10 protein-coding genes and 1 pseudogene are annotated in these 11398 nt (G+C 60.5%); 5 read left to right on the top strand and 6 right to left on the bottom strand.

Translation table 11 applies throughout. The features are described 5' to 3' along the window. The first annotated feature begins 27 nt into the window (after positions 1–27). The 5 genes from tnpA to GL284_RS18735 all read left to right on the top strand — a co-directional run bounded on the left by tnpA (position 28) and on the right by GL284_RS18735 (position 5794). Positions 28–453: an IS66-like element accessory protein TnpA gene (gene tnpA, locus GL284_RS18755; RefSeq protein ID WP_255471222.1), complete on the top strand. Its 426-nt coding sequence runs from the start codon at positions 28–30 to the stop codon at positions 451–453. Then, complete coding sequence (gene tnpB, locus GL284_RS21810) at positions 450–755, top strand: IS66 family insertion sequence element accessory protein TnpB (protein ID WP_196216797.1); 306 nt, start codon at positions 450–452, stop codon at positions 753–755. Before tnpA ends, tnpB begins: the two co-directional genes overlap by 4 nt. Before the next feature lie 102 nt (positions 756–857). Next, on the top strand, positions 858–2429 hold the full coding sequence (tnpC, locus tag GL284_RS18745; protein WP_155046022.1) for an IS66 family transposase: 1572 nt from the start codon (positions 858–860) through the stop codon (positions 2427–2429). 191 nt (positions 2430–2620) lie between these two features. Continuing rightward, complete coding sequence (locus GL284_RS18740) at positions 2621–3652, top strand: IS110 family RNA-guided transposase (protein WP_114350839.1); 1032 nt, start codon at positions 2621–2623, stop codon at positions 3650–3652. Between the two features lie 741 nt (positions 3653–4393). Next, positions 4394–5794 carry a phospholipase D family protein gene (locus GL284_RS18735; RefSeq protein ID WP_155046021.1) on the top strand — a complete coding sequence of 467 codons (1401 nt, stop codon included), beginning with the start codon at positions 4394–4396 and terminating at the stop codon, positions 5792–5794. Positions 5795–5817: 23 nt separating this feature from the next. Here GL284_RS18735 and GL284_RS18730 read toward each other — a convergent pair whose 3' ends face one another. From GL284_RS18730 to GL284_RS21390, 6 genes and pseudogenes are all read right to left on the bottom strand, one after another. Further along, on the bottom strand, positions 5818–7302 hold the full coding sequence (locus tag GL284_RS18730) for a TRM11 family SAM-dependent methyltransferase (protein ID WP_155046020.1): 1485 nt from the start codon (positions 7300–7302) through the stop codon (positions 5818–5820). After that, complete coding sequence (locus tag GL284_RS18725) at positions 7302–8486, bottom strand: DNA methyltransferase (RefSeq protein ID WP_155046019.1); 1185 nt, start codon at positions 8484–8486, stop codon at positions 7302–7304. The genes GL284_RS18730 and GL284_RS18725 overlap by 1 nt, the downstream gene beginning before the upstream one ends. Positions 8487–8742: 256 nt before the next feature. Continuing rightward, positions 8743–9141 (bottom strand): hypothetical protein, encoded by a 399-nt coding sequence (locus GL284_RS18720; protein WP_155046018.1) that lies wholly within the window; start codon positions 9139–9141, stop codon positions 8743–8745. Continuing rightward, entirely contained in the window at positions 9138–10463 is a 1326-nt protein-coding gene (locus tag GL284_RS18715; RefSeq protein ID WP_155046017.1) for a recombinase family protein, read from the bottom strand. Before GL284_RS18715 ends, GL284_RS18720 begins: the two co-directional genes overlap by 4 nt. Then, a complete protein-coding gene (locus GL284_RS18710; protein ID WP_155046016.1) occupies positions 10460–10915 on the bottom strand; it encodes a DUF2924 domain-containing protein in 456 nt (151 codons plus the stop codon). The genes GL284_RS18715 and GL284_RS18710 overlap by 4 nt, the downstream gene beginning before the upstream one ends. A gap of 196 nt (positions 10916–11111) precedes the next feature. After that, positions 11112–11398 (bottom strand): annotated as a pseudogene (locus GL284_RS21390) (hypothetical protein); the annotation flags it as partial.

The following is an 11398-nucleotide window of genomic DNA, read 5'->3' as shown; positions in this document are numbered from 1 at the left end:
TGCAACTGAGTTTGCGGGAGGCTTGCCGTGGAGCACCAAAACGAGCACCGGATGGAGGTGCGTGGGTCGAAGGGAGTTTCGCGGATCGAGATCCTTGATGGTCCGACCGGGCGGCGGCGATGGCCGGATGATCTCAAGGCGCGGATTGTGGCCGAGAGTTTTCAGCCTGGCGCGCGGGTCTGCGATGTTGCGGCGAAGTATGGGTTGATTGCCCGGCACCTTTCGGGATGGCGTGGTCAGGCGCGCAAAGGGGAACTGGTGGTGCCGGTCGATGTGGCCCCGACCTTCGTGCCGCTGGTGATCGAGCCATTGGCTGATGCTGCTGCGGCTGCCGCGTCGGCCGATACGGGCGTGATCAGGGTCGAGATCTGTGGGGCCGTTCTGCATGTGATGCCGGATTGCAGTCCAGACCGCGCGGCGGCCTTGGCGGCGGCGCTGAGGAAGGTGCTGTGATCTTTCCGGATCAGGCCGTCCGGATCGTGATTGCAACCAAGCCTGTGGACTTCCGCAAGGGACATGACGGGCTGGCGGCCATGGCGCATGCCGAGCTGGGTTTTGCGCCCAGGGCTGGGGTGATGGTTGTCTTCAGGTCCAAACGTGGCGACAGGATCAAGGTTCTGTTCTGGGACGGCAGTGGGATCGTGATGATCTACAAGCGGCTGGAACAGGGCGGCTTTGCCTGGCCAAAGGTTGGCGACGGGGTCATGCGGCTGTCGCGGGTGCAGTTCGAGGCGCTGTTTGCAGGGCTTGACTAGCGCCGCATCCATGCGCCCAGACCGACGCATCCCCCCGCGACAGAATGACTCGGATCGCCTTGCAAATATGGGCAATCGTGGGGGCACGCGGTATAAATCGCCATGTCTGCACCCGCCGAGCTCCCCTTTGATCTGGACAGCCTTCCGCCCGCCGTGCGTGAGGCGTTTGCGGCCATGCAGGCCAAGGTCGCAGGGCTTGAGGCGCAGACCGAACGTCAGGATTACCTCATCGCCGAGCTGCGCCATGCGCTTTATGGCAAGCGGTCCGAGCAACTGCTGCCCCCCGATGCGCGTCAACTGGCTTTTGAGGATCTGGAAACGGTGGTCGCCGAAGCCGAGGCCGCGCGGGATGCGCTGGTCGAACGCAACGCCGATGGCAAGACAAGACGCCTCGCGGCCAATCGCAACCTTGGCCATCTGCCAGACCACCTGCCGCGCATCGAGCAGGTGATAGAACCCCCGCAGAAGATCTGTTCCTGCGGCTGCACCGATATGGTGAAGATTGGCGAAGACCGCGCGGAACGGCTCGACATCGTTCCCGCCCGCTTCCAGGTGATCGTCACCGTTCGCCCCCGCTACGCCTGTCGCCGTTGCGACGCGGGTGTTGTGCAGGCGGACACGCCCAACTGGCTGATCGAAGGCGGGCTGCCGACCGAGGGCACGCTCGCCCATGTCGCGGTCTCCAAATATGCCGACCACTTGCCGCTTTATCGCCAGTGCCAGATCTATGGACGGGGCGGTGTGGAGCTGGACCGCTCCACCTTGGCAAGCTGGTGTGGCGTGGCGGCTTATCATCTGGCTCCGGTCGTCGACCGCATGCTGGTCCACCTCAAACGATCCGGCCGCCTGTTCATGGACGAAACCCGGGCGCCGGTGCTCGACCCCAAGGCGGGCAAGACCAAAACCGGCTACCTCTGGGCGGTGACCCGCGATGATCGTGGGTGGGGTGGCGGCGATCCGCCCGCCGTCGTCTTCTCCTATGCGCCCGGTCGTCATGGCCGCCATGCGATGGACATCCTGACGGGCTTCGAGGGCATTCTGCAGGTCGACGGTTACACCGGCTATGACGCCCTGGCCGAACCAAAGCGCGTGGGCGGCACGCCGCTGACGCTGGCCTATTGCTGGGCCCACTCCCGGCGCAAGCTGCATGACATCTATCAAAAGGACGGCTCCGAGATCGCCGCCGAAGGCCTGCGCCGCATCGCCCAGATCTACAAGATCGAAGCCACCGTCCGGGGCCGCTCACCCGAGGAGCGCCTCGCCGCCCGCCAAGCGCAATCCGCGCCGCTGATTGCCGACTTCCGCCTTTGGCTGACCCACCAGCGCAGTCGGATCTCCACCAAATCCCGCCTTGGCGAGAAGCTCGGCTATATCCATCGGCACTGGGATGGCCTGCAAATCTTCCTGACCGACGGCCGCGTCGAGATGGACACCAACCCGGTCGAAAACACCATCCGGCCCATAACCCTCAATCGCAAAAACGCACTCTTCGCCGGTCATGATGAGGGCGGCCGAACCTGGGCCCGCATGGCCTCACTCATTGAGACCTGCAAACTGAACGCGGTCGATCCCTACGCCTACCTGCGCGCAACACTGACCGCCATCGCCAACGGCCACCCCGTGTCGCGCATCGACGACCTCATGCCTTGGGCCTTCCAAAAGCCGTCAACCTGAAACACAGACGGGGTTCGCGCAACGCTTACATTGAAGTTGTCTCGCACCTAAACAACCAAGGCAAAACTAGTAATATATAGTAATAACATTTACTTATTATATAGAGATGGGGTGGATGCCGCTCTCCCCAGACGGCATCGCGATGTGCCAAACTCGTGGTGTCGAAACACAAGTTGTAGGAGAGGGCATCCATGGAAGAGGTTACCATCATCGGCGTCGATCTGGCAAAGAACGTGTTCCAGGTACACGGAGCAGCAGCGGACGGGGAGGTCGTGTTCCGCAAGAAGCTGGCGCGACCGCAGTTCGCGCGATTCATGTCGGATCATCCGGCATGCGAGGTGGCGATGGAGGCTTGTCCCAGCGCGCACCATTGGGCGCGGGAATTGTCCGCCTACGGGCACAGCGTGCGGCTGATTGCGCCGCATTACGTCAAGCCGTTCATCAAGCGTCAGAAAAACGATGCCGCCGACGCGGAAGCAATCGCGGAGGCGGCCACGCGTCCAACCATGCGGTTCGTCGAACCCAAGACCGCAGAACAGCAGGCCCGGGCGGTGGCGTTTCGCGCCCGCGAGCAGATCGTGAAGCAGCGGACCGAGGCGATCAATGCCCTGCGCGCGCACCTCTATGAATTCGGGCACGTCGCGCCGGAAGGGGTCGGGTATATCCCGCGGTTGGCGAAGGTGGTCGATGATCCGGGTTCGGGTCTGCCAGACCTGGCGCGAGACATCTGCCGCATGGTTCTGGAACAGATAGAATTGTTGACGTCCCGCCTCGCCGCAGTTTCGGCAAAGCTCGCCGCCGCGTCCAGGGCGGCCGCCATACCCCGGCAGTTGCAGACCATGCCGGGTGTCGGACCGATCACCGCGCTCGCGGTCGAAACCTTCGCGCCGCCGATGGACCAGTTCCGGCGTGGCCGCGATTTTGCCGCCTGGCTCGGGTTGGTACCGCGGCAACATTCTTCTGGCGGAAAACAGAGGCTGGGGAAAACATCGAAGATGGGGCAGCGGGACATCCGACGACTGCTTGTCACCGGCGCGATGGCGGTGGTCCGCTGGGCCCTGCGCCGTGGCGCACCTCAAAACCCCTGGCTTGTGCGCATGCTGGAACGCAAGCCGCCGTTGGTCGCGGCCTTTGCTCTGGCCAACAAGATGGCGCGCGGCATCTGGGCGATGCTCACGCACGATGAAGACTATCGCGATCCGGTGATCGCCTGCGCTGCCTGATCCGGCAGCAGACAGCGAAGCCGGGCCGCAGAGTTGTGAGGAAGGCATGAACCGAATGGGCACATGATCGACATGATCCGGGTTGGGCAAACCAGAAACCTTCTCAGAGCTTCGAGCTCGCTGTTGGAGATTTGGCCCCGGTCCGCGCATCACCATCTCGGCCAGCGGCATCTATCGGGCCGCGTGAACAGGCCTGACAAGAGTCCGCACTCGATCACATGCCTAAAGTTCAGAAATTCCTTGCAAATGAGAGCGGCATCCACAAGAGAAGGTTCGACGCTAGACCCATCCCCTCCGCCACTTGCCCCTGCGAAAGCGTTCTCCCTATCCGGCTGCGGCCGGATTTTCTGGTTGTTTTCGAGGGTTATGCGGGAAGGGCTGAACACTGGCCCCTGCGCTGGGTGGCCCGGAAGCGGTCTCTCCGGGCCAATATTCTCCGGACCTCATGACTGCGCGAGTTTAGTGAATTTCTTGTAAGCCGCTGCAATACAGTGCCTTTTTCGAGATCGCGGTTGAGCACTTCGATGCCAGTGGCGTTCGTCAAGAAGGAACAGAAATCGAACTCATCGCAGCGCGACGAGTACAATGGGTACCGACAGGCGGACAAGGTACTTTGAGATGCTCCGCCGCGTGCGTCCCGCTTCCCGGTTGTGGCACCGCTCCCGCACTAGCTCTTGCTGCTTGTGCTTCGACATAAGCGGCTGATATTCGTGCGATATCCCCCGATCGGAGTGAGTAGCCTTGCGATACATTGACTCAGCATCTCGAAACACGTCGGACGTACTCGGTGACTGGCTCGCTAGCTTTAATCCGCAGGCTGTCGACGCCCTACGCTGGCAAACCGGATACTTCAGTGCGGATGGATTGGCTCCTTTGGTGCCAGTGCTCAATGAGCTCAAGGCGCAAGACCGATTGACGAACTGCGTGATCGGATCAAACGGCGGAGAAACTGGAGAGCCCGACATCGAAGCACTGGTCAATCTCGTTGGAAATCCAAGAACAAATGCTAAGATTGGGGTCGTCAGCTTCTCCGCGGGACTATTTCATCCAAAAGTCTATCACTTCACACGACAGGATGGGTCGCAGGCGGCATATGTTGGATCGGCAAATCTGACCACTCCGGGCATTTCCGGTATGAACATCGAGGCGGGATTGCTCTTGGATTCGTCGGCCGGCGATCCTGCAAACGTTCTTACGGACGTGGCGGCCGCGATTGACGCTTGGTTTAATGGAACTCGCCCTGGGCTCTCAACGGTGTCCTCGCTTGCCGACCTTGCGCCGCTTGTTGCCGCTGGAATACTTGGTGTGGCCCCTACGCCACGCACCATGCAGTCCAGTTCCACAAGCAGTGGGGCGGCGACAAGCAAAGTTGGTCTCAAGCCGCTGATCAAGTTTCCTCCTGTCTCGGTCAAGAGCAGCACTGCCCCGGCTGGGGCGACGTCGGCTGGTACGCCGTCGGCAGCAGCGCCGTCTGCACCGCCCGGCGCGGCGACTGCAACTGTCGGACCGCTTGCATCCAGCCCGCGCTCGCCGTTCCCCCCATATATACTCTTCGCTCCAAGCATCGCGACGCCTACTCAAGGTGCGGCAGCTTTGACCGGATCCACTCTGGCGGGTAGCGCTGCTGGGTTGGTCATTCGCCTCAGCCGTGACAGTGCCAGACTTTTCTCCGGAGGCAGTGGTACTGCAAATGTAAGTGTGCCGGTTGCGACCATTGGCACGATAAGGTTCGGCGTATTTGGGAAGTATCAGAGACCGCGCGCCGAGTTCGACCTTCGCATGCGTCATGTCTCAAATTTGGGCGGCCATGAAGTTCCTGCATCTAGCACCAATGTAATGGCCTACGGATACGCGCCCGGCGAACCCGGCCATCGTGATGTAAGGATGCTCATGCCGGCTCCACCGGCGCGCGCCATTCGCGAACATGCCGCGGCACATGGTTTACACGTCCCGACCGCCAATGATCCGATGATCCTAGAGTGGCCCACTCCAGCCGACCCGGTGTTCAAGGCGACATTTATCGATCCAGCCGAGCCGCTCTTCGCCACCGTAGACGGCATGCTCACGGCTGCTTCAACGAGTGGTGTGCTTGTTGGAAAAGGTGCGTGCTGGTTGCCTGCGGGTATCTCGCCGCAGTGGTGACCGAAACAGGCGACGAGGATGCACTACTCTTTCCGAAGAATGATCATCGTCTCGGCTGCAACCGCATTGCTCACATGATATCCATAGCGACGATAGGTTTGCAGCGGAATGAGTTCTTCAACTCTCCAGCCTACGGACTCCGCCAGTCTAGACAAATGCAATGGGGTATCGATGTCGTGGCGCATTCCCCCGATTGTCGTGTGGTTGTGACCCACAATTAGAGCGTAGGGAGCCCCCTCCTTCATCAGCGTATTCACCGAGCTGAAGTTTGCCTTCATTGACGCAAAGTATCTGTAGAGTAGCGCCGGGACGGCACGCCTCCGAAATCCGTCGCCTTCACCGAGCAGATTCTCCAGCTTGACGCAAAGTTCGTACTCTTGATCAGGCAATTCAGCCTCATTTGCAGCGAGCAATTGAGGCAGTTCACGCCTTGAGTTTCCGCGAAGCTCTCTGCTTCCAATCAGTGATGCCTCGAGCTCGTGAATCTGATCAGGCGCCAGGAGATCAAGCCAAACTAACGAAAGGCGCTGCGTGTCAATATATGGCAGTGCCATAGCATATGGCGGGCTAGTGATTGCGGCGTCGAATTTCGTTATGCTGCAGTCTGCTGTTAATTTGGATGCGTCACAAAGTATCGCCCGACCAAGAGGTGCCCGCGCCCCAATCAGTTCTCGCGCAGCAAGTATCCGATCCATAATCTGTGGAAGCGCATCCAAGAGCGCTGATGTGAACGTTTTTGACGGGAGCGGTGAGGATCTCCTCCGGATCCGCAAGTCCCTTGGATCCTGTTGCGAGTACTCACGAAGGAGATTGCTAGCTACAGACAAGAAGATTGGCGACAGTTCTCCAGCGACATCGACGATTGTGGCCCGAACGCCTTCGATTTCGTCAAAAATTTCGGGATCAAACCATTTGAGAAGGTACTCTCGGCGCGCATCTGAAGACTTAGGGGCGGTCTTACCTTTGGAAGATCGCAGCTGCGTCGAGATACCTTTGTGCGCATTCTGCAGTTCACAGGGCTGTACCGACAACCCAAGAAGCTTTGCATTCGATAGGAATACCGCGAGCGGATTTATGTCGGTGCCGATCGCGTTGACGCCCATATGGCAGCACTCGACAAGGGTGGTGCCGCTACCACAGAACGGATCAAGGACAGCTTGCCCAGGCTCTATTTTGAAGATGTTAAGAAGCGCTCTGGCGACTTGTGGATTGAACTTGCCTTTGTATTCATGGAGGCCGTGAACTGAATAACGTGTGGCCTGACGGTTTTTCCCGTTTCGCGCGGTTTCCTCCAGCTGTGCCTGCACTGTTGAAATGAAGTCGGAACCATTCTCATAGCCCTTGAAGTAGGTTAGGCGTTTTAAGCCAGAACCTGAGGTTGCTGCGCGCAAGTCCAGGCCATCCGGCATTTCAGTGGCTTCTGGAGGGCCGATTAGCGACGTTACCTCTCGAGAGGCAAGCTCTTTCTCGTAGGGGTAATATTTGTAATCATGCCAGCGAAGACGCATCACTCGACCTCCTTTCGCAAGACCAAGACAGTTTCGGTCTTAATATTTGCGTGAGATAGGTTGAACGACTTTCGATTGGCTGACAGTATTCGCTCTGTCACGAAAAACGGCTTGAAGCCCAGAGGCGCAGCCTCATCGGTGATGATTTTTGCGTTATCATATATTTTCCCATGAATCTTCGAGCGGCCGACCACGAAACTCGCGAAGCCGCCCTTGACTATGACGCCATCCAAAAGTGTGAGCGTTTGCCTCATTTGTCGCGCGAAGTCTTCAGCCGTGTGATGGTTTTTCTTGAAGAAGTGAGCTCGAGCACCAATCTCGTCAGTCTTGACTTTTAGTGGGTCATACCCAAGCCACCACATCCGATATTTGTGATAAAGCCAATACTCATAGGCGTTCGGGTAGGGTGGAGATGTCACAACCAGTCCGATCGGTCGCTCAATCACACTCGGTTCTACTTTCAGGATGTCGCTCTCAACAACCTCCACGGGGGTCAACGGGTAGTTTCGTTTCTGGAGAGCAGCATTGATGCGATTTACCGCGCGCAAGAAAAGCCTGGGAACTGTGGAAGGGTCCACGTCCTTCTTTACTGCCGCATATCGGGTATCGCTCTCCTGATTGGATACTCTGACAATAATACTCGAAAGCGCTAGCTTGAGCGCATCGCGGGCTTCACTTGGGGCGGCCACGATAGACCGAGCAATCCTGTTGATCTCAACCTGGACGTTTGGCTGGAACCAGTGATCAAGATTCGGGATTTCTGGAATTTCGATGTCTGTAGTTTCTTCAGAACTCAAAGTAATCCGTGCCGCATGCTGCTCTAAATCAGTCGGGCAGGCCATGGTCTTTACGCGTGACATCAGGCAAGCGATAGGGTTCAGGTCGATTCCAACAGCGGGAATGCCTAGTCGTTGGCTTTCGACCAAAGTACTGCCGCTCCCGCAGAACGGATCCAGCACGGCACTGTTGCGAGGCAGCGGCAAATGGCTGATGAGTGCCCTTGGGATTTCTGAAATAAACTTGGCAGGATAAGGGTGAACGCCTTCGATTTCGCTGTGACTACGCCTGTCAGGGAAGCCCCAATCAACTTCTGACAAAGATGATTTATCTTTTGTTCCCGCATCTACGGAAGCTGGCCAGCTATTCGCTTCATTCAGGGAGGGTTCTTGTGTTCCGTGCGCCATTAGTTGTCTTCTCTTTGCGGGCGCACCAGAGGGAGCGAGCCTTGATCTATATTGGGTTCCATGCGGTTGAGGAAGTCGACGACCGCCTTTCTAGCAACCTGCGCCACTGGCGCGTCGTCACGATCCGCAAGGGCGAGCAACAGGGCGTAGGCTCGCTCATCCAGGTTGATGGTTACCCTGGCGGTCTTCGTTCGTCCCTTCGGTCGTGCCATAGGGTGTGTTTAGTGCAGCAAAAAACTGCCAGCAAGGCGTATCTTCACTTGATGCGCCTGCTGCAAAGGGAAGGTAACTGGCCGTCCCACTCTATCGGGAATGGTTCCATTACCCGCGCCAGCGTCACCTCCGGCCCCTGCTTCCCGTCCAGGATCGCCTCGACAATATCGGGTGCGAGCAGCGTCAGGCGCAGGACGCGGGTCATGTAGGACGGCGCGATCCCCTCGCGCTCGGCCAGTTCGGCAATGGTGGCAAACTCGCCCGACTCAAGCATCCGCTTCCAGCGGAAGGCGCGGGCCAGCGCCTTGACCGTCGTGTTGTCCGCCTTGCGGTCTGGCCGGACGCCATGGGGAAGCTGCATCTCCTTGCGCCCGCCGCGCTTCACGATGCGAAACGGAACATGGAGCGTCATGGTCTCGGGGATCGGCGGCTCGCGGGTCATGCGGCCGCTCCCATGTCTCCAGCACGCATCTCGCGGGCGAGGCTCCCAAGACCATCCATGCGCAACCGGACGTTGAGCCCATCCGTGCCGATGTCCACGCGCTCGACCAGCAGCGTTACGATACGCGCCTGCTCGGCGGGGAAGAGTTCGCCCCACATCGGGTCGATCTGCTGCAGGGCGGCGCGGGCGTCGGCTTCGGTGATGTCGCTGGCGTGGGCGCTCGCCGCCTTCCACGTCCCGGCCACGATCTCGGGCTGGCGGAACACGGCGCGCAGCTGGTCAAAGACCGCGGCCTCGATCTCCCCCGCTGGCACGCGGCCGATGGGGCAGGATCCAGCGCCATGCTTCAGCACTGTCTGGCTGACATAGTAGCGGTAGAGCCTGTCGCCCTTGCGGGTATGCGTCGGCGAGAAGGCCGCGCCATCCGGGCCGAACAGCAGCCCCTTCAGCAGTGCGGGCGTCTCAGCGCGGGTGCGCGCGGCGCGCTTGCGCGGGCTCTCCTGCAGGATGGCGTGGACGCGGTCCCACGTCTCGCGGTCGATGATGGCGTCGTGCTCGCCGGGGTAGCTGTCGCCCTTGTGCACCGCCTCGCCGATGTAGGCGCGGTTGCTCAGCATCCGGTAGATGTATTTCTTGTCGATCCGGTTGCCGCGCGGCGTCCGGATGCCGCGTTTCGTGATCTCTCTCGCCAGCTCCGTGCCCGACCCGATCTCGAGGAAGTGGGCGAAGATCCAGCGGACGTGCGCGGCGGCTTCCTCGTCCACCAGCAGTTTGCGGTTTCCCACCCGGTACCCGTAGGGCGGCACCCCGCCCATCCACATGCCCTTCCTGCGGCTGGCTGCGACCTTGTCGCGGATGCGCTCGGCCGTCACCTCGCGCTCGAACTGGGCGAAGGACAGCAGGATGTTCAGCGTCAGCCGGCCCATCGACGTCGTCGTGTTGAACGACTGCGTGACCGAGACGAAGGTCACCCCGTTCCGGTCGAACACCTCGACCAGCTTGGCGAAGTCGGCGAGCGAGCGGCTGAGCCGGTCGATCTTGTAAACCACCACCACATCGACCAGACCATCCTCGATGTCCTCCAGCAGCCGCTTCAGGCCGGGCCGTTCCAGCGTGCCGCCGGAGATGCCGCCGTCGTCATACTGATCGCGGACCAGCACCCAGCCTTCCGACCGCTGACTAGCGATGTATGCCTCGCAGGCCTCCCGCTGGGCGTGGAGGCTGTTGAACTCCTGCTCCAGCCCTTCCTCGGAGGATTTCCGGGTGTAGACCGCGCAACGCAGTTTGCGGACGACCTTCGATTTTTCCGGCGGCTTCGTCATGTCCGCCCCCTGTGGTTCTTGAGGCCAAAGAACACCCAGCCGTTCCAGCGCGTGCCGGTGATGGCGCGCGCGATGGCGGATAGCGACTTGTAGGGCCGCCCCTGCCATTCGAAGCCGTCGGCGGTGACGGTTACGATCTGCTCGACGCCCTGCCATTCGCGCAGGAGGCGCGTGCCCGTGATGGGGCGGTCCCGGTCGGCGCGGATCCTGCGCTTCGTCCGGTCTCCGCCGTCGAGCTCCTCGCCCAGCCGCTCCAGCCGCCGGATGGTCTCGGGCTTCAGGCCGCCATAGGCCAGTTCCTGGATGCGATAGGCGATGCGGGATTCGAGGTACCGCCGATTGAACGGCGGCGGTTCGCTGTCGAACAGGTCGCGCCACTGTTGCTTCAGGTCGGGCGTTGCCGTGCTCTTGAGCGCGGCCAGGCGCGCGGGGATGGGATCGGGCTTGTTCATGCATTTCTCCGGTGAGTTGGAGTTGCATGACGGCATCGGTCGGGCCGATAGTGTAGGCAAAGTTCTCCTGTATCGTCAGATACTTCGCCCCCATCCCGCATCCGCAACCGAACCAGCCCCAGCGCCAGCAGGCCGCACAGTTCAGTGCGGCGCTCGGCGGGCGTCATCTGGTCGGGCGGCAGTGGATTTGGGCGTTTCATGCGGCCGATCGCTCCGCACGGCCAAGAACTGCGGCGGTGATCGCGCCGCGGTTCCAGCGGAAGTTCAGATGGCAGTTGGCAGCGTATTTCGACAGGCTGAAATCCAGCCCATTGGCCTCGTGCCCCGCGCGCTGCAGCAGGTCCATCTGTTTCATTGTCGCCGGGTCGTTCAGCCAGCGACGGCTCTTGATCGAGGCGGTCCCCGTCTCGGTGGCGCGCAGGAAATCGTCTGCGGCGGCGAGCGCCTGCACCCGGGTGCCGATGGCAAGCGGCCGGATCGCCC

The sequence above is a fragment of the Paracoccus shanxieyensis genome, from assembly GCF_009711265.1.
Taxonomy (GTDB): domain Bacteria; phylum Pseudomonadota; class Alphaproteobacteria; order Rhodobacterales; family Rhodobacteraceae; genus Paracoccus; species Paracoccus shanxieyensis.
Note: the sequence above shows the minus strand (reverse complement) of the source record. Positions and strands in the feature narration are given on the sequence as shown.

Bases quoted from the DNA above. Each gene is read 5' to 3' on its own strand.
- tnpC (WP_155046022.1), top strand. From the start codon at position 858: ATGTCTGCACCCGCCGAGCTCCCCTTTGATCTGGACAGCCTTCCGCCC.
- GL284_RS18740 (WP_114350839.1), top strand. From the start codon at position 2,621: ATGGAAGAGGTTACCATCATCGGCGTCGATCTGGCAAAGAACGTGTTC.
- GL284_RS18730 (WP_155046020.1), bottom strand. From the start codon at position 7,302: ATGCGTCTTCGCTGGCATGATTACAAATATTACCCCTACGAGAAAGAG.
- GL284_RS18725 (WP_155046019.1), bottom strand. From the start codon at position 8,486: ATGGCGCACGGAACACAAGAACCCTCCCTGAATGAAGCGAATAGCTGG.
- GL284_RS18720 (WP_155046018.1), bottom strand. From the start codon at position 9,141: ATGACCCGCGAGCCGCCGATCCCCGAGACCATGACGCTCCATGTTCCG.
- GL284_RS18715 (WP_155046017.1), bottom strand. From the start codon at position 10,463: ATGACGAAGCCGCCGGAAAAATCGAAGGTCGTCCGCAAACTGCGTTGC.
- GL284_RS18710 (WP_155046016.1), bottom strand. From the start codon at position 10,915: ATGAACAAGCCCGATCCCATCCCCGCGCGCCTGGCCGCGCTCAAGAGC.